Below are 20115 nucleotides of genomic sequence, written 5' to 3'. Positions count from 1 at the left end.
TTTAATATGCAACCCAGCCATTCTCTATAATAAATTTAAAAATTGATTTTAATTTCTCAATAAGCAAGGTTTTTCAATAAAACCTAAAAATCACAGTTTTTTACCCCCTTATCGTGATTGAATCAATCCGCATTAAACACAGTCTGTAAATTCCGACTTTATAGTTTGCCCATTGTTTGTTGTACATAAATTCTTCATTTTTATATGAGGTTAAACAAGGATGTACAACAATGAAGAAGTTATTTCTATTTATAGGTTCAATGGGGCTTTTGGTCAGTATGCCTAGTTTTGCAGCAGATTTAAGTATAGGTGACCCTAAAACAGAATCAGGTGAACTTAAACTTTCTGGCGCAATCCGTACCCGATATATGTACAAAGATTATATCGTTGAAGCAAATGAGGGTTCTAAAAACAAGGATTGGCAGCTTGCAGATATTAAAACAGTATTGAGTTACGAAAACCCAAATTGGATTGCCTCATTAGATCTACGCTGTTATCAATACAGCCGTTTATGTGATGGATTATTTCTAAAAGATGCTTGGGCTGGATATAAAATTTCAGACCAACAACGCTTTACCGTGGGTTTCCAGTCAGTTGATTTTGGATTTGGTCGGCTGTGGGGCAACAGCTATTATGAAACCTTGCTAAATACGGTTGGCTTAGAAGATATTCAAAATCTAGGTGCGAAGTATCAGTTTAAAAATGATCAATACAATTTTATTTTAGGTTTTTACCCAACAGATGGCGGTAATTATACAGGAACGTCTAAAGACGCCAGCCGCTATAGTGGTAACTTCGTTCAAGCCGATGATTTAAGCCAAGGCACAGATATCGATGAAAAAAATATGTGGGTGACTCGTTTATCTAAAAAATTTGAGCTAGACCCAGCGCAAAAGTTTTCAACTGAGATTGGTGGTTCATTCTGGTACTCAGATCTGGAAAATAATCGCACGCAGCAAGATGGTCATCGAAGTACATGGAGTGTCTTTAGCACAACCAATTATCAAGCATGGCAATGGCTCTTTCTTGCAGGTGAACAGAACATTAAAAATGCCGATAATCTTCTGCCAAATAGCTCAACCATCGGGGCATTTGATTATCCCTACCAAGTGGCCAATAAAGGCAAATTTATGGCCAATGAAATTAATTACACTTTGGCTCAACCCTTTTATCAGTTGGAAAATATTAAACCCTATCTGTCCTATAGCCGTTTCTTTAAAGATCAAAAGGGCTATCAAGATTCAGATCGTTTAATTGCGGGGGTGTATTTTAATTACAAAGCAGTAGGGATTCAGGGCGAATATATTTGGAGTCGTAATGATCCAATGACAGGCGGTAGTGCCAATGGTCTTGCACAAGGCGACAGTAATCAGTGGAATAAATTATTTTACTTATCACTTGGTTATTATTTCTAAAATTAACATAGAAGATCAACCAGTCTATTTAAAATAGACTGGTTCTTTCGGTTCTGCCTAGGCCAGCCATTCTTAGGAATAGTTGGTACTTAGGAATAAACGGCTGTTAGGGTTAGGCAGCTCTTAGGATCAATGCCCCGATTAAAATAATACATGACGAGATAATACGTATCGTATTAACTTGCTCTTTAAGAATAACGATCGAAATTAGCGTAGCAAATAAAATCGAGGTTTCACGCAGTGCGGCAACAATAGCAACTGGTGCAAGTGTCATCGCCCACAATGCAAGTCCATAAGAGAAAAATGAGCCAATCCCACCGATTAAACCGAAATGCCAATTATGACGAAAATAATCACCCATCTGGCGATACTGCATTTTCAAGGCAAACATAAAAAAGATCAGACCTGAGAGCACAAAGCTCCATAAGATATAAGAAATGGGTGATCCTGAGAGACGAATCCCATGACCATCCACCAAGGTATAGCCAGCAATTAAAACTGCATTGAGCAAGGCTAAGCCAATCCCTTTTCGTCCTGTTTGAGAGGTTGCGAAGATCATAGATAAAATGCCGATGGAAATGGTAATGATCCCAAGCCAAGCATTGAGTTCTAATGTTTCATGCAGCAAGAATGTCCCTAAAACTGCCACAATAAGCGGTGCAGTACCACGCATCAGTGGATAACTTAGTCCCATGTCCGCGACACGATAGATTCTGGCAACCATGCCAAAATAGAGAATCTGTATTCCCGTTGAGGCTAAAATATAAGGCCAACTAGCGCGATGTGGTATCGGGAAAAAGGGCAGCAGTAGCGCTGCTAAAACTGCTGCTGATGCAGTCACCAGTACAGTGGTTAAAAATTTATTTGAGCCTGCTTTGACAATAGCATTCCATGTGGCGTGAAATACCGCTGCGATTAAAATAAGGCCAAATATTGCCGTGCTCATATGCTGCCTGCATGTTCATGATTGAATTAATGTGCATGATGTTGTTAAAAAAAGAAAGCAGGCAGCTGATCTCGATTATAAAAATACCTTTTCAGCGTGCTGTGTTACCGATTCTACCGGTTGAATCAGTTGTCCACGTGATAGGTTCTGAACATGCTGCAATCGATTCTGTAATTCATTTTGGATAAACAGGATACAGGTCTGTAATTTAGACGAGCTTTTTAAACGTGACGGATAGACTGCCCATACATCGGCATCTTGCCAGTATTCAGGCAAAATATGTTGTAACTGACCGCTAATCAACTCATCTGCAACATCCCAAATTGAACGTAAGATAATGCCATGACCTTCGACTGCCAATTGGTGAATAATTTCACCATTATTGGAGATAAAACGTGGGGTGACATGTACCGACATATCTTCTGAAGCGTGGCGTAATTTCCATAATACCGAAGATTGGTCACGTTCACTGATGGTTAAACAATCTTGACTACGCAAATCGTCTAAACTTTCAGGCATTCCATTTTTTAATAAATAGCTTGGTGCAGCACAAAAAATTCGGAAATTAGAAACCATTTTTTTGGCAATCATATTGGGTGCAATTTCATTACCAATCCGAATATCCAGATCAATACTGTGTTGAATTAAATCTTTCGTATTATCAATTGTATCAAACTGAATTTCTAATTTTGGATACATGGTCAGCAGTTTAGACAGGATCGGTGCAACATGTTTCCGCCCAAAACCAAAGCTGCTGACAATATCAAGATGCCCTGTAGGGGTACTTAATGGGTTATTGACCAACTCACTGATTTCATCAAATTCATCCAAAATATGAGCGACTCGCTCCAAAATCAGTTTGCCATCTTCAGTCAAACTGACATGACGGGTACTGCGATGAAACAATTTACAGTTTAAATTGTTTTCTAAAATGTTGATGCGCTTACTAATAAACGCAGGCGAAACACCCAGTTCCTCAGCAGAATCAACAAAACTTTTACGTTTTGCGACTGTGCAAAAAACCTTTAAATCCGATAGGTTAGGTAGATTATTCACGATCCGTGTCCATTGGGGTGATAGTTTTATTATTGATCATTTTTGCTGAAAATAGCATGTTTACAGCTAAGGATATTAACCAAAGGTGTAAGGGAGCGTTATGGCAAAAAAGTATAAAGTTGCGACGATTGCAGGCGATGGAATCGGGTTAGAAGTTCTACCAGAAGGGATCAAGGTTGTAAAGGCAGCTGCAGACAAATATGGCATAGCGCTACAGTTCGATGCGTTTGAGTGGGCAAGTTGTGATTACTATCTTGAACACGGAAAAATGATGCCGGATAACTGGTTTGAAATTTTACAGCAATACGATGCGATTTTCTTTGGTGCAGTGGGTTGGCCTGAAAAAGTGCCAGATCATATTTCTCTTTGGGGATCGTTGCTACAGTTCCGTCGTCGTTTTGACCAATATGTGAATTTACGTCCAGTACGTTTAATGCCAGGGGTGAAATGCCCACTTGCAGGAAAAAAACCGGGGGATATTGATTTCTACGTGGTACGTGAAAATAGCGAAGGTGAATACTCTGCGATTGGTGGTAAGGCTTTTGAAGGTACTGAGCGTGAGTTTGTTTTACAAGAAGCTGTGTTTACCCGTCATGGTGTAGACCGCATTTTGAAATATGCTTTTGAGTTTGCCAATCAACGCGATGCTAAAAAAGTTACCGCTGCAACCAAATCAAATGGTATTGCAGTCAGTATGCCGTACTGGGATGAACGTGTTGATGAGATGGCAAAACAATATCCGCAAATCAAGGCAGACAAACAGCATGTCGATATTTTGGCCGCGCGTTTTGTGTTACAGCCTGAACGTTTTGATGTCGTGGTTGCTTCAAACTTGTTTGGTGATATTTTGTCGGATTTGGGACCTGCATGTACAGGAACGATCGGTTTAGCTGCTTCTGCAAACTTAAATCCAGAACGTAATTTCCCATCGTTGTTTGAACCTGTACATGGTTCTGCACCCGATATTTATGGTCAAAAAATTGCCAATCCAATTGCTGCAATCTGGTCTGGCGCAATGATGTTGGATTTCTTGGCAGATGGTGATGAACAGGTGGTTCAAGCAGGTCAAGAGATTATGCAGGCAATTGAACATGTATTGTTACATGGCCCGAAAACACCAGATGTGGGTGGAACAGCCAAGACGGACGATGTTGGAGATGCGATAGCAGCATTTGTAACACATCAAAAAATGGACTTATTCGCGATGGAGTAATCGCCCTTAGGGAATAAACAATCAGGATCCAAGATGGATTGAATGGATATGGATAATCAAAATACAAAACTTTATACAGATAAGACACTTGCAATAACCAGTCTTGCCGTTGTGTTTATTTCGGTGGCTGGTTTGGCAATTTATTCGACTGAATCTATACAGCTTGCTGCCCAATGGATGAAGTGGACAACATCTGTTTTTACTACACCAGTGCTTTTATTTGCATTTTTATCGATTATTTTTACCTTTGCTTTGGCATTCAGTAAATATGGAAAAATCAAGTTAGGTGAAGGCAAACCGCAATACAGTACCATGTCATGGATTTTCATGTTCATTTTATCAGGTATTGGTTCTTCGACCTTATATTGGGGCTTCTTAGACTGGGCTTATTATTATCAAACACCAGGTTTAAATTTAACTCCTGAATCTGCGGAAGCATTGAAATATAGCGTTGCTTACTCATTCTTTCATTCGGGATTGAGTGCTTGGTCGATCTATGCGCTGGCTTCAATTTCACTGTGTTATAGCTACCACGTCAGAAAGAATAAAGGCTTGAGTTTGGCGTCAATGATTGAAGCGGTCACTGGCTTTAAGGCAACTGGACCTGTTGGGCGCCTTGTCGATCTGATGTTCTTGTTGTGTATGTTCGGTGCTTTAACAATTTCTTTGGTGCTGACTGCGGTGACTTTTACCAATATTTTGTCGCAGCTGACAGGTATCCCCAATACCTTTATGACCAAAGTGGTGATTATTTTTGCAGTATCGATTTTATTCGCCCTGAGTTCTTATGTGGGGATGGATAAGGGCATGCAACGTCTCAGCCATATGGTGTGTTTAGGTGTGGTGTTGTTTGCGATTTATGTGCTGTGCTTTGGGCCGACCCAATTTATTATGAATAACTCGCTGATGAGCTTTGGCTTAATGGCAACCAATTTTGTCGATATGAGTTTATTTACCGACCCAATGGGCGATGGAAAGTTCACCCGTGAATGGACCGTATTTTATTGGTTATGGTGGATTTCTTATGCACCGGGTGTGGCGTTATTTGTAACGCGTGTTTCAAAGGGACGTACCATCAAAGAAGTGATTCTTGCCATGGTCATCGGCGGTAGCGTTGGTTTATGGTTCATCTTTGGGGTGTTTGAAAACTACAGTGTCTATAACTTTATTCACGGTATGGTCAATGTGCCACAAGTTTTAAGCCAACAAGGTGGTGAAGTTGCGATTAGCCAACTGCTTGGTTTATTGCCTGCTGGCAAGCTGATGATGTGGATTTTCCTTGGGATTATGGTGATTTTTCTTGCAGCACATATGGATGCTGTGGGCTATGCAGTGTCGGCAACTTGTACCCGTGGTTTACGTGAGGGGCAAGACCCATCACCAAATGCACGTTTGTTCTGGTGTGTGATGCTAACCCTTGTCCCGATTGCGATGATTTTCTCTAAAGCACCTTTGGACACCATGAAGACCGCGACCATTGTGACTGCCTTGCCATTCATTGTGATTATTTTGATACAGACCTATGGCTTGGTGAAATGGTTGATTGAGGATTATTCAAAGGTTCCATCCCATCTGATTGAGCAAATGAGTTTTAGTGAGTTGGAATCTTTAGATCAAACAGACGCAAATAAACATATGCACATTGATGTTGCAATTGAACCCACTGCGGATAAAACCAGTCAAAAGGAATTGTCATGACACAACAACCGAGCATGCACTATAGATTGAGTGAAGAAATGCAAAGTCTGGTGTATTGGAGCAGCATTTATTCACCTGCGGATGACGATATCGATTCTATTCGGGCTGCGTATGATGCGATGTGCTTACATTACACCTTACCACGTGATGGTACGGTCAATATTGAAGATAAAACTGTGCCGCAGCTCAATCATCCAGTCAATGTTCGGTTGTATTCACCACTGGGTGAAGCACCAGCGACAGGTTGGCCATGTATTTTGTATCTTCATGGTGGCGGTTGGATGGTGGGGAATCTTGATTCACATGAGTTTATCACCCGCTATTTATGTCGTGATTTAAATGTTGCTGTGCTGAGTGTGGATTATCGCTTAACACCAGAACACCATTTTCCAGCTGCATATGAAGACTGTGAAACGGTATATCACTGGCTCTATCAACATGGCTTGCAATGGAAGATTAATCCAAATCAAATTGTTTTGATGGGGGACAGTGCGGGCGGTAATTTAGCGGCTGCACTTGCAGTGCAATTACAACATACAGGGGCTCAAGCCTGTGGTCTTGCAATGATTTACCCATGTTTGAGTAGTGGTTTTGATACGGCATCTTGTCAGCAGCAAGCAGATGCACCGTTACTGTCGCTAGCGGATATGCATGATTACTTGCAAGCCTATGCGCCAAATGCAAGCGACTGGCAGGACTTACGTTTATCACCACTGTTGGCACAGGATTTTTCCGATATGCCCCGTAGTTTTATTGCCGTCGCTGAGTATGACCCTCTAAGTGATGATGGGCGTATTTTTGCTGACAAGTTAAAACAGGCCAATATTGCAACCGAATTTTATCTCGGTAAAGGATTACTACATGGCAGTTTACGGTTAGTACGTGACTGTCCTGTGGTGCAAGATTTATATCAGCGCATGCTGAATTCGTTAAAGCCAATGTTCAATTGATTTGAACATCAGCCAATTTTAAACAAACGGTCGTTAGGACAAAAAAGAGTTTAATGGAGTAAAAACATGAATGCAGTTGAAAAATTACCAGAAGATTTCTGTTCAAACCCAGACGTTGCTTGGACATTTCCCAAAGTGTTCTATACATCGTCTCAAGTTTTCGAGCGTGAAAAAGAAGAAATTTTTGCAAAAAGCTGGATTTGCGTTGCACACGGCAGTGAAGTGGCACAAGCCAATGACTATATTACCCGTAAGGTCATTGGTGAAAATATTATTGTGATTCGCGGTAAAGACAGCGTATTACGGGCTTTTTATAATGTCTGTCCGCATCGTGGGCATGAGTTGTTAAGTGGCAGTGGTAAAGCGAAGAATGTGATTACCTGTCCTTATCATGCATGGACATTTAAGCTAGACGGAAGTTTGGCGCTGGCACGTAACTGTGATCATGTTGAATCCTTTGATAAACAAAACTCAAGTATGGTGCCTGTAAAAGTTGAAGAGTATGCCGGTTTTATCTTTATCAATATGGATGAAAATGCCACTTGTGTTGAAGATCAATTGCCTGAGTTTGCACAAAAGCTCAATGAAACTTGTGCGGTCATCAAAGATTTAAAACTTGCAGCACGCTTTGTGACGGAAACACCAGCGAACTGGAAAGTGATTGTAGATAACTATATGGAATGTTATCACTGCGGACCTGCGCATCCGGGCTTTGCTGATTCTGTTCAGGTGGATAAATATTGGCATACCACACATCAAAACTGGACCTTGCAATATGGTTATGCACGTTCTTCAGAAAAATCCTTCAAGCTGGATCCATCTGTACAAGATCCAACCTTTAGTGGTTTTTGGACATGGCCTTGCACCATGTTTAATGTGCCACCAGGCGGTAATTTTATGACCGTGATCTATGAATTTCCTGTAGATGCTGAAACGACATTACAACATTATGATATTTACTTTACCAATGAAGAACTGACTCAAGACCAAAAAGATTTGATTGAATGGTATCGTAATGTCTTCCGCCCAGAAGATTTAAATCTGGTTGAAAGTGTGCAACGTGGCTTAAAGTCACGTGGTTATCGCGGTCAAGGGCGAATCATGACGGATAAGCAACGTTCGGGGATTAGTGAACACGGCATTGCTTATTTCCAAAACCTCGTTGCGCAATATCACAAATAATCATTTAAGGGAGCCTCTCAAAACATCACTGGGGCAAACAGCTCGATCATGTGTTTTTTGAGAAGCGCTCAAGTTAAAGGTGCGGCAAATAAAGTCGTACCTTGCTTTCAAACCATAGGATCATGACATGTCAAGTTTGCAAGGTAGTCCGCTATTTCAACAACGTGGATGGGTAAATGGTCAGTGGATCAATGCACAATCCAATGCCACTGTACCCGTCACCAACCCAGCAACAGGTGAAGATATTGGGCTTATTCCCAATATGGGGGCGGCAGAAGCAAGCCTAGCTGTTGATGCTGCATATCAAGCTTTAGCAACGTGGAAAGCCTTAACTGCACAAAAACGCGCAGATTTATTATTGGCTTGGTATCAGTTGGTATTGGCACATGCTGACGAATTGGCTCGTATCATGACCATTGAACAAGGTAAGCCTTTGGCTGAAGCTTTAGGTGAAGTGAAATATGCTGCTTCATTTATTCAATGGTTCGCAGAAGAGGGCAAGCGAGTTTATGGTGATGTGATTCCTACCACCAATAATCAACAGCGTTTTATCATTACCAAGGAACCTGTAGGTGTGGTTGCAGCGATCACGCCTTGGAATTTCCCAATTGCCATGATTACCCGTAAGGCTGCGCCAGCTTTAGCTGCGGGTTGTACGATTGTGATTAAACCTGCCAATGAAACGCCTTATTGCGCCTTGGCCATTGCAAAACTTGCAGAAATGGCAGGGATTCCTGCTGGGGTGATCAATGTTGTAACAGGTCAATCACAAGAAATTGGTGCAGTATTTACCAGTCATGAAAAAGTCAAAAAACTGACTTTTACTGGTTCAACGCCTGTTGGCCGTTTATTGATGCAGCAATGTTCAGACACGATTAAAAAACTTGCGCTCGAACTCGGTGGAAATGCGCCACTGATTATTTTTGATGATGCGGATTTAGATAAAGCAGTACAAGGTGCAATTTTTGCCAAATTCCGTAATGCAGGGCAAACCTGTGTTTGTGCCAACCGCATTTATGTACATGACAAGGTTTATCAGGCATTTACTGAGAAATTTGTGCAAGAAGTTGAAAAGTTTAAGATTGGCAATGGTCTTGAAGAAAATGTACAGATAGGGCCTTTAATCAATGAAAAAGCCGTCCTCAAAGCACAACAGTTGATCGATGATGCACGTAAAAAAGGTGCACAAGTGGCTTGTGGTGGTAAACAGCATGCACTTGGACAGACCTTCTTTGAACCGACCGTGCTTACTGATGTGGATCAAAGCATGGAAATTGTCAAAGAAGAAATCTTTGGGCCAGTGGCACCACTGATTCGATTTAGTGATGAAGCAGATGTGGTTGCTCAGGCCAATGACACCATCTTTGGTTTGGCAGCCTATGTATATAGCGAAAGCATTTCACGGATCTGGCGTGTCGCAGAACAACTTGAATATGGCATGGTGGGGATGAACTCAACTGCAATTTCAAATGAAGTGGTCCCGTTTGGCGGTGTGAAGCAATCAGGGGTAGGCCGTGAAGGTTCTAAGTATGGCTTAGAAGAATTCATGACCATTAAATATATGTGTTTAGGGCTATAGGATAAAGGCGTGTTGGACATTCATTGATGATCATCCAACACGCTGCCCTCCAATGAGAAAGCGCTTGAATAAGTACTTAAAAAAGCAACATGTGGTAAAGAGGATTTAGACATGGCAAGTCATTATGAAATGTTTGCATCAGTGGTCACTGGGGTAGAGCAACTTACACCATTGATCAAACGGTTTACATTTAAACGTCAGGATGGACAAAATTTTCCTCAGTTTAATGGGGGCAGTCATATCATTGTTAAAATGAATGATCAGCTTTCCAATGCCTATTCACTGATGAGCTGTGCTCAGGATCTTAGCACTTACCAAGTATGCGTACGCAAAGATGTAGAAGGTAAAGGTGGCTCGGTCTATATGCATGAGCAATGCAATGAAGGCTGTGAAATTCTGATTTCAGAACCTAAAAATTTATTTCCACTGGCTGAAAATGGCGCAAAACATATTTTAATTGCGGGTGGGATTGGGATTACGCCTTTTGTGCCGCAAATGGATGAGTTGGCTGCACGTGGGGCAGATTACGAATTGCATTATGCCTATCGTTCGCCAGAGCATGCTGCACTGTTGCAAGAGCTCAAACAAAAACATGCTGAACATATTTTTAGTTATATCGATTCAGATGGGAAATGCCTTGATCTCGATCAATTAATTTCCGCACAGCCAAAGGGCACACACGTTTATGTCTGTGGGCCAAAGCCAATGATTGATGCGGTGATTGATCGTTGTAATTTTCATCGTTATCGAGATGAATATATTCATTGGGAACAATTTGCTTCAACCGTACCTGAAGAAGGTGAAGCATTTACTGTGGTTTTGGCGAAATCCAATCAGCAAGTCGAAGTTCAAGGCAACCAGACTATTTTACAGGCGATTGAAGCATTGAATATCGATGTTGAGTGTTTGTGTCGTGAAGGGGTGTGTGGTACTTGTGAAACTGCAATTCTAGATGGTGAAGCAGAGCACTTTGATCAGTATTTGAGTGATGATGAAAAGGCATCACAGCAATCGATGATGATCTGTGTATCTCGTGCCAAAGGCAAAAGATTGGTATTAGATTTATAAATAATCCTTGGCGTAAACCGAAGTGATTTATGTTGATATATTGCAGCTTTACTTTAACCTGAATTGACGGTTTCTAAATTAACGCCGAATGAATTTCATTCGGCGTTAATGACTGATTATGAGTATGATTTAACAACTACAATTGAGCATCTGCGTAAAAAACCAAATACTGCTAAGTGCAAAGCATAGCCACTAAAAAGCCCACACAAATTTTAATACACTCGTATGACCTTCAGGGCGATTCTCAACATGAGTTTCTTTTAAATACTTTGCTTCAATTGACCAGTTTTTATCTTGATATTGTATGGCAGGACCAATTGCCAAAACTTGTCCACGCATCGCAATATTTTCACCCTGTTGCTTATCTGACTTGGTTTGCTTAAAAGCGTAGCCTTCAACAGCCACTTTAACCTGATCAGTAAGTTTATATCCAAGACTATAATCACCAGCAAAATATTCCCCAGATTTGTATTGGGTATCATCATTTTCAGTGTTAAAGCTATAAGAAATTTTAGTTGAAATATCTAAACCATTTTTTGGCGCATAGCTGTAAGCAAAAATCGGTCGAACAGTATTATAGTTTTTGCCAATATTGGCGACCAAAGGCTGTTGTGCTGTGGCATTATCATATTGACCTGTGGCGAGTACTGTTTCTATCGCAGCAATCCAGTGGTGATCTCCTTGATGCCAACCTAACATTGACCCCAACATTAAATCACCTAAGGCAGTGTTATGGTCTGACATCCCCACTGCAGATAATCTGAGATCAACCATAGGCTGTATGGCATAGAAACCCAGTTGACCACCGAGATAGTTTTGTTCTGTCATCCAGACCAAACGGGGGATAAAGGCATTTACATCTAAATGAAAATTCGCTGGGCCATTATCAAAACTTCCGGCATGGTAATTTTGATAATAGCTTAATAGATACACGCCAGCGGGTGGTAGTGCGCCCGCCATCATACCTTCTGCACCGAGGGCAAATGAGTCAGCCCCATTTTCTGTGGCACAGGCAATGCTACTGGTTAAACCGAGCATCAATGGAACTGAAAGTTTGAACATCAATTGTTTCATAGAAAATCCTTTTCAATGATATTTTTATTGCAGGTAGCTGTAGTTAAACGGGTTAAGCATCATACATTGTTGACTAAGCGGCTACTCGACGACGATCAACCTCTGTAGAGGGGAGTTGATCAGCATCTTTAACCAATTGGAAATTAAATTTGATGTGTTTAAAGGCTTTATCTAAATTGTATTGTTTAATTTTTGCGAGATCCGTTACATCCAGCACAGTAGCAATCAGTCCATCACGAGTAGCAAAGGCAAAGTCATCCCAAAGGTATTTGTCACCTTCAATATTAAATTGGGTGGTCAGTTTGCGATAACCTGGCGCAGAGACAAAGTAGTGAACATGCGAAGGGCGGTTACCATGTCGCCCCAACAAATTGAGTAAAGCTTGTGTTGTACCTTCAGGTGGACAGCCATAACCGACAGGCATGGTGGTTTGAGCGATATATTGACCTTGTGTATCGGTGAAAATACTGCGGCGTAAATTAAATGCAGACTGAGATTTATCAAAGAATGAATAGTTGCCTAAACTGTTGGCATGCCAGATTTCTACTTTTGCATTGGGAATAATCTGTCCAGCAGTGTCAGTGACATTGCCTTCAATGATTAAGGCATCGACGTGCGCAGATTCAGAGCCATCATCCATACGAGCAAAGCCAACGGACTCAGGCGCACCTGCAACATAAAGCGGTCCTTCAATTGTTCGTGGTGTTCCACCTGTAATACCGGCTTTAGCATCTGCTTCATCTGCACGTAAATCTAAGTAATGTTCTAGCCCGAGACCTGCTGCCAAAAGTCCCAGTTCATTGGCTTGACCTGCATCTGTCAAATATTCTAAGCCTTTCCAAAGCTCGGTTTGAGACATATCTAAGTCTTCAATGGCTTGGAATAAATCACCAAGTAAACGTACAACGATTTGCTGAACACGCAGATTGACTTCACCTGTTGCTGTCGCGACATTCATTTGCTGAACGAGGCTATCGATTTGTTGTCTATTCATCATCATCTTCCTTTGATTGATATGAGTATTTGGCATGAGTATCTTGAGAGTGATCTGGAATCGGTGCAGATCACTCAAACTGGTGTTGCTATATTGGATAATTTAAGGGTTCAACCACTCAACTTTAGATGTGTCTAAAAAGTGCCGAACGTGATTGCCCATTTGCACCATCTGCAGCACTTAAAAAGCGTTCAGTATGGATGTCTTTTTCAAATAAACGGCTGTGCATCAAGGTGGAGATGGCGGCATCAATCATTGGTGGCGGGCCACATAAATATGCTTTGTGCCCACTGCATTTATTTTCAAAATAATTGGCAACCGCTTCATGTACATAACCTGTAAACCCTGTCCATTGGTCTTCTGGCTTAGGCGCATTTAAAGCAGGGATGTATCTGAAATTTGGATATTCTTTGACAAGCTGTTCGAATTTTTCACGGTTATATAATTCAGCAACATCCCGTGCACCTTGGAACAAATAAATGATACGGGTGTCACCTTGTTCTAAAAGATCCAGAATCATCGATTGAGGGCTTGAAAGCCCTGAACCACCTGCAATGAAAATGACATTTTGCTGATCAGACTTACGCACAAAAAATTGTCCATAAGGTCCTGAAAGCGCCATTTCTTCACCAACACTCAGTTCATCATGCACATAGCGTGTTGCAGCACCCCCTTGCACTTTACGAATATGTAATTCGATCAGATTTGCTTCGCTCGGTGTATTGGCGATTGAAAATGCCCGGGTTCCTTCAATATTGGGGAGTTGGATATTGATGTATTGACCTGCTTGAAATTGCATTGGTCGATCAAGTTGAAGTCGGATACCTTTAATGGTCGGTGATAAATCCATTATTTCAATGACCTTGGCTTGGTAGTCTTGAACTAAATAGCCTAAGAAATCCTCGTCTTCATCCACATCAGCTTCGATGACCATGTCAGATTCTGGCTTGCAACAACAAGCCAACACTTTATTTTCTTCACGTTCAATGTCCATAAGTGCAAAAGGCGAGGCTTCACCTACATCATAAAAACCGTCTGTGACTTGAACTTTACATGTACCACAAGTGCCATGTCCGCAAGCAAAGGGCAACCAAACACCTTGACGCAATGCTGCATCTAAAATGGTTTGATCCTCTTCAACTTGAATGATGGTTCCTGCTGGTTCAATCGTGACTTGATAGCTCATCTGTGTTCTCCTTAAACATGTGTGCCTTGGTAACCTGCTAAATCAGGCGTTACAAAGCGCAGGAGAGATTTATGATCAAAACCCAAATCTTCTAGGGACTTAGAAAAATCAGCCTGTAAAAGATTGCGGTTTAAACGGAATTCAACTTTAGACCAATCAATATGTTTAAAATCGGGATGTTGCTCAAAACCTGCTTGAATTTGCCCATCAATCAAGGCTTGTAAGCTTTGTTTTGGTGAAACCACAAAAGCATGCGCCGAACAAAATAAGGTGTGATGATCCCAACCAATAAACAACAACATGTTTTCGCCGTAATTTTGTTGTAGATCTAGTGGTTCAAATTGATATTTTTCAACAATCGCTTGTACAGTCATGGTGTATTTCCTTAAACTTTTGAATAAATCCTTGAGCGGATGCTGTCGAGTTAGACAACATCCATTGCTTATTTTTTAATTTTTGGATGAGGGTTTAAGCTGCGTTGCCTTTCCACTTTTTCCAGCGCTGTTGGTCAGGTGAACCTTCAATATCGAGATTGTCTGCACCGACATTAAAGTTGTAGTAATCCCTTAAAATACTTTCTAAATCTGGACCACCACAGTTACCCTGCAAAATTTGATGTACAGGCAACCACGCTTGGATGTATTTCTCAGGTTCGCGTTCAAAAATGTCATGACAACCATCAGAGCAAGTGTGATAACGCTCATCTTTGTAAATTGAATCACGATAGCTAAATAGTGTTGGGTCACCATCCATTTCAGTAAAGGTCATTGGAATTTGGCACACTTGGCACAATTGAGGTAAACCTGCGCTATAGAAGCGTTTACCTTCAGCTTCCATTTTTCGAGCAAGTTCCCAACGTGGGCGGTAGTATTTATCAAACGTGTCAGGGTATTTTTCTGAGAGCCAATCCATTTCCTCATCTGTTGGGATCCACGTATGGAAGCCTGCTGCATGACCGAAGTTATAGAAAATCCACCATGCTTGATGCGAAACATGTTCTTTCTCTTTGCTAATCACTTCACTATATTTCGGCATACGAATCCCGTAGCGACTTAAGTCTTTAAATAAAGCGCCACCTGCTTCTTCAAAATAAGTTTCCCAAGCTTCTTTCCATGACATGACTTTATTTGGCAACATGTAATCCATCATCATGCCGACGATGGACAGCAGGCGAGTTCCTCGCCAGAACCATTTATCAATCCATTCTTGTACGATTGGCACATTATCTTCGTGCTGTTCCAGTAAGAATTTTACAATTTCCAGTCCTAGCGTCATGTGGCGTGCTTCGTCTGATTGTGCACTAAAGCCAAATGTTACGGTTGCCATATCACCGTTGTAAGCTGCTCCCGACATGAAAGGAACGAACAATAAGTTAGTTAGGACATATTCAAAGGCAAAGCTGATTGCCAATAAAAACTCAAAAGGCCCCGCTGAACGTGCATCTTCAAAGAATGATTTAGGTACAGACAAGTACCAGACACGGTCATGCATATGTGCCCAGTCTTGGAAGCCATCAAAGAACTTGTTGTAATGGCTCATCGCATGAATCTGGGTTTGTACATGACGTAATTCATCAATGGATTGCATTTGCGAGGCGATACGTGCACCAATGCCACTGAACTGACGCCCAACATGGGCATACCCTTGGTACGCTTGATACTCAAGCGGGGTTACCGCGGTTAAAAACAATTTAATCGCGTTGACATAACGTTCATTTGAAACATTCATTTGCCCATTGTTTTGTGCAAAAGCATCAAAAATGGCATATAGCTTCTTTTCTTTTTCTGCTTGGTATTTCCAATAGTTATCCATGGTTAAACGGAAAGGATCTTCCCATTTCGACCAGTCGGTAATTTTGATGCCTTCAAACTCTTCATACGGAAAGGCATCTTTACGATCTGCATAGGAAAAGTCCCAATCTAGATCACGGGTGAGTATCCGATAACGTTCTTTGGCATTGAGCTTTTTATTGTTTACTTTGGCTTGGCTATTCATTTTGATCATCCTTTAACTTACATGCAGCTGCCTGCTACTTATGCTTTAAATCTAGGGGAAGTACGGCTAGTTCCACTTCAAGGTAAAACTGTCATCATCTTCATCAACATTGCCACCCAAGGTGATCATGTTGAGTTGTAGTTCTTGGATATCCCAGTTTTGCCCAAGTTTTTCTGATACTGTTTCTGCACGTACCACCAGTTCGCCAGTGCTTTCGACCCGAATCATCGCGGGAAGATATTGAATTGTTGCTTCAGGATTGTCCTGTTCAATCGCTTCAATGATGTAGCGTGAGGTGTCATTGTCTTGCAATGCTAAATAAACTTTAGAGGTCATGATGGCAAATCCTTATGCTGCTAAATCGAGTAAAATGTTGCCGACTTTTTTGCTACGTTCAGAGATCTTATTTAGACCTGAATCAATCCCAGAATCCGTAAGTGCGGTTTGTGCCCAAGCACTAAATGCTTGTTTAACTTGGGGTAGTAATTCCGTGATCCATGATTGAATCAGGGTTTTATTGTCTTCAGATTCTGAAATTGCAGTTTTTAAAACACTGTCTGACCACTTCGCTAAATCAGTTAAACAGTCCTTCATAAATTCAGTAAGAATGGCAATATCACGCCCGCCATTTTCAACCAGCCATTCATCCAGCTGTCCAAAAACCAGCTCTTGTAACATGCTGTCAATCAACAGATTTTGCAGAATGTAAAGTTTGAACCAGTCTTGTTCGGTTAGGCTTTGTTCACAAAGTTTACGTAAGGGTTGCCAAGTTTCATCATTTAGCCAAGTGTGTTTGGCTTGCTGTAATGATTCACCTGTATTGCCATCGAGGATTAAGCCAATACGTGAAATGTATTGCGCCATACCGAGACGATCCATTGCTGCAAAAATACATGCTTGGGTGATGACGGTGCCATAACCATAGGCGCTGCCTGACATCATATGTAAGTTGGCCGTTTGTTCGACATAGCGAAAAGGTAATAAACACTGGATGATTTTTTGTTTCACTTCATCACTGAGATTATTGACCAACTGACGTTTTTCAAAAAAAGCATAATGACTTTCAGCGGTATCTTGCAGACGTGCACGATGTTGCACATAAGCACCGTAATAAAATTGGCGAGGGTCTTTAAATGCATACCAATCTTGCATTTGCAAAGCCGTATGGGTTTTATCATTTAAGGTTTTGTCTGGCTTCCACAAGGGGCGATAGTGAAAGTTTGTCGAAGCTTGAATATCAAAGCTGACTTCTTGGTAGCGTGTTGCGGGCTTGGCTCCAAAACGGCGTTCGATATACGCATAAGTCTGACGAATCGGTTGCAAATTGGATGTTTTAATTTCTAAAGTCATTAGCTTCTCCTTGTAGAATTAAGCCTGATCTTCTTGATCAGAATGTTGGCGAGCATGATTTAAAACAGTCGGTTCAATGCCATAACGCCATTTATCTTCCTGCGCATCGTTCCAAGCTTGTTGTTCTGCGGTCATTTCAATGACATGATTAATTTCACAAAAATGCTGGAAAGCTTGTTGGGGGAGAATCAGTTCAACAAAAAGCGTAGGGTCTTGAATGGCAAAATCGAACTCGACAAATTTGGCATTCCGCTCACCAGTAATACGGATATATTTGACCAATGCGGTAGGCTGTTTAGCGTCAATCATGTGCTTATCCTTTTATCAACATCAAAACAATTTCGATGTAGAGCTTCATGCTCATGTACTAGGTTTGCTTTAGATATTCCAAAAGTCGTGCCAACTTTAAAATTTAATTAAAATTCAAATGTTTATTATTTATTGCTCATGAGGATATGAAGCACGACAACATTATTTTCATCAAATAATGAACGTAAAGAGATGCTGATTTCATCAAAAGATGAAACAGTGATTTTGATGGGAGAGGTCGAGTTAATGTTTATAAAAACCAATAACGACTTGATATTGGTTAAAATAAAAACAATATACCTTAAAGGTATGAAAATATAAGAAAAGGTAGCGAAGCTTTTGGTTCAGAATTAGGTAATATCAAGATTGCATTCACAAAGACATATAGCCAAGGATGGATATATCATGCCCCCAGCCAAAGATGTGAAGGTATATAAAAAAATACTGGAACAGAACAAAGATATTCAAGATTTACTCGATAAAATCGTTTTTGATGCTCAACACGGACAAATCTGGTTTGATGAAAATCGGATGTTGTTGATGCATACCAGTATTTTGGGCTTTTTAAGAAAAGATCTCTATCAAATGCTGGGGCTTGAACGCACCAAACGCTTTTTTATTCGTTGCGGATACCAAGCAGGCATGCGCGATGCAGAAGTGACCTCAAAACTACGACCAAATTTAAATGAAGCAGAAGCTTTTATGGCTGGACCGCAAATGCATGGCATCCGTGGCATGGTGCAGGTTGACGTCAATGAGCTGCATTTAAGTCATGATTTAAAACAGTTTTATGCTGATTTTAACTGGCTTAATTCATTTGAGGCAGAAGTGCATTTAAGTGAATTTGGTGCTTCGGACCAACCTGCTTGCTGGATGTTATTGGGTTATGCCTGTGGTTATAGCAGCTTTGTCATGGGGCAGACCATTATCTATCAAGAGACACATTGCGTTGCTCAAGGTGATGAGCATTGTCGAATCATTGGAAAGCCGTTGAGTGAATGGGAAAATGCCGATGAGTTGATTCGCTTTATGTCACCCGATGCCGTCTCGGATGAAATCATTGCCTTACAGGCGGAACTCAATCAATTAAAGAAAAATATCTATACCGATGCTGAAAGTGATTACACCATGTTTAATGCGGTAGGCGAGTCGGTCGCCTATCGCAAAGTCTGTGATCTACTTAAAAAAGCAGCAGGGAGTAAAGTCGCAGTTTTATTACAAGGTGAAACAGGCGTTGGCAAAGAAGCATTTGCACGGGGTATTCATAATGGCAGTCAGCGCCAAGCGCAACCATTTGTGGCAGTGAATTGTGCCTGTATTCCTCCTGATCTGATTGAGTCAGAACTGTTTGGGGTGGAAAAAGGCGCATTTACTGGTGCGGTTCAATCTCGAATGGGAAAATTTGAACGTGCCCATGGCGGAACAATTTTTCTAGATGAAGTGGTTGAGCTTTCACCACGCGCACAAGCTGCGTTATTACGTATGCTGCAAGAAGGTGAATTTGAACGGGTAGGAGATAGTCGCACCCGCCAAGTCGATGTCAGACTTGTTGCTGCGACCAATGAGGATTTAGAGCAGGCCGTTAAAGATGGAAAATTCCGTGCAGATTTATATTATCGCTTAAATATTTTTCCTGTGATTATTCCGCCTTTACGTGAGCGAAGAGAAGATATTCCCTTGCTGATTAATCACTTTTTGGCACGCTTTGAAAATATGTATAACAAGACCCTAAAAGGGCTCAGTGATAAAGCGAAAAACTTTATGATGAAATATGATTGGCCTGGCAATATTCGTGAGTTGGAAAACTTATTGGAAAGAGCCACTTTACTGACCGATCATCAACAGGAAATTAAATTGGACAGTTTGTTTCCTCAACATAAAGATTTAGAAGCAGTGGGTGAAACTGCAAAATCGCTGATCAATGTAGAGGATTTATTTAGTGAGAATTTCTCTTTAGATCAACTTGAACAAAATATTATTCGTAGCGCTATGGATAAAAGCCAACAGAATGTCTCAGAAGCTGCCCGTATGCTTGGAATTAGTCGGGCAACATTGGATTACCGTTTAAAGAAAATTACGCTAGGTTAAAATCAAATAGGT

General features: G+C 41.1%; 18 protein-coding genes. 8 read left to right on the top strand and 10 right to left on the bottom strand.

Annotated features, from left to right (window positions below):
* Window positions 1–230: 230 nt before the first annotated feature.
* The gene (locus GJV03_RS08700; protein WP_056512528.1) at window positions 231–1415 is read left to right on the top strand and encodes a hypothetical protein; all 1185 of its coding nucleotides are present in this window, start codon (window positions 231–233) and stop codon (window positions 1413–1415) included.
* 112 nt (window positions 1416–1527) lie between these two features.
* On the opposite strand, the gene GJV03_RS08695 is transcribed toward GJV03_RS08700, so the two are convergent.
* Both GJV03_RS08695 and GJV03_RS08690 read right to left on the bottom strand, forming a co-directional pair.
* Window positions 1528–2361, bottom strand: a complete 834-nt coding sequence (locus tag GJV03_RS08695) for a DMT family transporter (protein WP_154129894.1) — start codon at window positions 2359–2361, stop codon at window positions 1528–1530.
* Between the two features lie 75 nt (window positions 2362–2436).
* A complete protein-coding gene (locus GJV03_RS08690) occupies window positions 2437–3417 on the bottom strand; it encodes a LysR substrate-binding domain-containing protein (RefSeq protein ID WP_166782672.1) in 981 nt (326 codons plus the stop codon).
* 100 nt (window positions 3418–3517) lie between these two features.
* On the opposite strand from GJV03_RS08690, the gene GJV03_RS08685 reads away from it, so the two are divergent.
* From GJV03_RS08685 to cntB, 6 genes are all read left to right on the top strand, one after another.
* Window positions 3518–4630, top strand: a complete 1113-nt coding sequence (locus GJV03_RS08685) for a tartrate dehydrogenase (protein WP_004721382.1) — start codon at window positions 3518–3520, stop codon at window positions 4628–4630.
* 42 nt (window positions 4631–4672) lie between these two features.
* Complete coding sequence (locus tag GJV03_RS08680) at window positions 4673–6328, top strand: BCCT family transporter (protein ID WP_016539053.1); 1656 nt, start codon at window positions 4673–4675, stop codon at window positions 6326–6328.
* The gene (locus tag GJV03_RS08675) at window positions 6325–7278 is read left to right on the top strand and encodes an alpha/beta hydrolase (RefSeq protein WP_154129893.1); all 954 of its coding nucleotides are present in this window, start codon (window positions 6325–6327) and stop codon (window positions 7276–7278) included. The genes GJV03_RS08680 and GJV03_RS08675 overlap by 4 nt, the downstream gene beginning before the upstream one ends.
* A gap of 66 nt (window positions 7279–7344) precedes the next feature.
* On the top strand, window positions 7345–8460 hold the full coding sequence (gene cntA, locus GJV03_RS08670; RefSeq protein WP_004721375.1) for a carnitine monooxygenase subunit alpha: 1116 nt from the start codon (window positions 7345–7347) through the stop codon (window positions 8458–8460).
* A gap of 127 nt (window positions 8461–8587) precedes the next feature.
* Window positions 8588–10039 (top strand): NAD-dependent succinate-semialdehyde dehydrogenase, encoded by a 1452-nt coding sequence (locus tag GJV03_RS08665; RefSeq protein ID WP_154129892.1) that lies wholly within the window; start codon window positions 8588–8590, stop codon window positions 10037–10039.
* A gap of 111 nt (window positions 10040–10150) precedes the next feature.
* A complete protein-coding gene (gene cntB / locus GJV03_RS08660; protein ID WP_154129891.1) occupies window positions 10151–11107 on the top strand; it encodes a carnitine monooxygenase, reductase subunit CntB in 957 nt (318 codons plus the stop codon).
* A gap of 192 nt (window positions 11108–11299) precedes the next feature.
* Here the strand turns inward: cntB and GJV03_RS08655 are convergent, their stop codons facing one another.
* The 8 genes from GJV03_RS08655 to GJV03_RS08620 all read right to left on the bottom strand — a co-directional run bounded on the left by GJV03_RS08655 (window position 11300) and on the right by GJV03_RS08620 (window position 18015).
* Window positions 11300–12181 carry a transporter gene (locus GJV03_RS08655; RefSeq protein WP_154129890.1) on the bottom strand — a complete coding sequence of 294 codons (882 nt, stop codon included), beginning with the start codon at window positions 12179–12181 and terminating at the stop codon, window positions 11300–11302.
* 73 nt (window positions 12182–12254) lie between these two features.
* A complete protein-coding gene (gene catA, locus GJV03_RS08650; protein ID WP_154129889.1) occupies window positions 12255–13175 on the bottom strand; it encodes a catechol 1,2-dioxygenase in 921 nt (306 codons plus the stop codon).
* Between the two features lie 124 nt (window positions 13176–13299).
* The gene (locus GJV03_RS08645) at window positions 13300–14361 is read right to left on the bottom strand and encodes a phenol 2-monooxygenase domain-containing protein (protein WP_154129888.1); all 1062 of its coding nucleotides are present in this window, start codon (window positions 14359–14361) and stop codon (window positions 13300–13302) included.
* 11 nt (window positions 14362–14372) lie between these two features.
* On the bottom strand, window positions 14373–14735 hold the full coding sequence (locus tag GJV03_RS08640; protein WP_004721365.1) for a phenol hydroxylase subunit P4: 363 nt from the start codon (window positions 14733–14735) through the stop codon (window positions 14373–14375).
* A gap of 94 nt (window positions 14736–14829) precedes the next feature.
* Window positions 14830–16356: an aromatic/alkene/methane monooxygenase hydroxylase/oxygenase subunit alpha gene (locus GJV03_RS08635; protein WP_004820631.1), complete on the bottom strand. Its 1527-nt coding sequence runs from the start codon at window positions 16354–16356 to the stop codon at window positions 14830–14832.
* Between the two features lie 66 nt (window positions 16357–16422).
* The gene (locus GJV03_RS08630) at window positions 16423–16692 is read right to left on the bottom strand and encodes an MmoB/DmpM family protein (RefSeq protein WP_004721361.1); all 270 of its coding nucleotides are present in this window, start codon (window positions 16690–16692) and stop codon (window positions 16423–16425) included.
* A 12-nt stretch (window positions 16693–16704) separates the two neighbouring features.
* Window positions 16705–17706, bottom strand: coding sequence for an aromatic/alkene monooxygenase hydroxylase subunit beta (locus GJV03_RS08625; protein WP_056512498.1), 1002 nt, complete (start codon window positions 17704–17706; stop codon window positions 16705–16707).
* Between the two features lie 18 nt (window positions 17707–17724).
* Window positions 17725–18015 (bottom strand): phenol hydroxylase subunit, encoded by a 291-nt coding sequence (locus GJV03_RS08620; RefSeq protein ID WP_056512494.1) that lies wholly within the window; start codon window positions 18013–18015, stop codon window positions 17725–17727.
* 405 nt (window positions 18016–18420) lie between these two features.
* On the opposite strand from GJV03_RS08620, the gene mobR reads away from it, so the two are divergent.
* Entirely contained in the window at window positions 18421–20103 is a 1683-nt protein-coding gene (gene mobR / locus GJV03_RS08615) for a phenol degradation transcriptional regulator MobR (protein ID WP_154129887.1), read from the top strand.
* Window positions 20104–20115: the final 12 nt, after the last annotated feature.

It is taken from the genome of Acinetobacter sp. RIT698 (genome assembly GCF_009668065.1).
Taxonomy (GTDB): Bacteria; Pseudomonadota; Gammaproteobacteria; order Pseudomonadales; family Moraxellaceae; genus Acinetobacter; species Acinetobacter guillouiae.
This window is presented reverse-complemented; position numbering and strand designations above follow the sequence as displayed.

Bases quoted from the DNA above. Each gene is read 5' to 3' on its own strand.
- cntB (WP_154129891.1), top strand. From the start codon at position 10,151: ATGGCAAGTCATTATGAAATGTTTGCATCAGTGGTCACTGGGGTAGAG.
- GJV03_RS08700 (WP_056512528.1), top strand. From the start codon at position 231: ATGAAGAAGTTATTTCTATTTATAGGTTCAATGGGGCTTTTGGTCAGT.
- GJV03_RS08635 (WP_004820631.1), bottom strand. From the start codon at position 16,356: ATGAATAGCCAAGCCAAAGTAAACAATAAAAAGCTCAATGCCAAAGAA.
- GJV03_RS08620 (WP_056512494.1), bottom strand. From the start codon at position 18,015: ATGATTGACGCTAAACAGCCTACCGCATTGGTCAAATATATCCGTATT.
- GJV03_RS08645 (WP_154129888.1), bottom strand. From the start codon at position 14,361: ATGAGCTATCAAGTCACGATTGAACCAGCAGGAACCATCATTCAAGTT.
- mobR (WP_154129887.1), top strand. From the start codon at position 18,421: ATGCCCCCAGCCAAAGATGTGAAGGTATATAAAAAAATACTGGAACAG.
- GJV03_RS08630 (WP_004721361.1), bottom strand. From the start codon at position 16,692: ATGACCTCTAAAGTTTATTTAGCATTGCAAGACAATGACACCTCACGC.
- GJV03_RS08625 (WP_056512498.1), bottom strand. From the start codon at position 17,706: ATGACTTTAGAAATTAAAACATCCAATTTGCAACCGATTCGTCAGACT.
- GJV03_RS08680 (WP_016539053.1), top strand. From the start codon at position 4,673: ATGGATATGGATAATCAAAATACAAAACTTTATACAGATAAGACACTT.
- catA (WP_154129889.1), bottom strand. From the start codon at position 13,175: ATGAATAGACAACAAATCGATAGCCTCGTTCAGCAAATGAATGTCGCG.
- GJV03_RS08685 (WP_004721382.1), top strand. From the start codon at position 3,518: ATGGCAAAAAAGTATAAAGTTGCGACGATTGCAGGCGATGGAATCGGG.
- GJV03_RS08665 (WP_154129892.1), top strand. From the start codon at position 8,588: ATGTCAAGTTTGCAAGGTAGTCCGCTATTTCAACAACGTGGATGGGTA.
- GJV03_RS08695 (WP_154129894.1), bottom strand. From the start codon at position 2,361: ATGAGCACGGCAATATTTGGCCTTATTTTAATCGCAGCGGTATTTCAC.
- GJV03_RS08655 (WP_154129890.1), bottom strand. From the start codon at position 12,181: ATGAAACAATTGATGTTCAAACTTTCAGTTCCATTGATGCTCGGTTTA.
- GJV03_RS08675 (WP_154129893.1), top strand. From the start codon at position 6,325: ATGACACAACAACCGAGCATGCACTATAGATTGAGTGAAGAAATGCAA.
- cntA (WP_004721375.1), top strand. From the start codon at position 7,345: ATGAATGCAGTTGAAAAATTACCAGAAGATTTCTGTTCAAACCCAGAC.
- GJV03_RS08640 (WP_004721365.1), bottom strand. From the start codon at position 14,735: ATGACTGTACAAGCGATTGTTGAAAAATATCAATTTGAACCACTAGAT.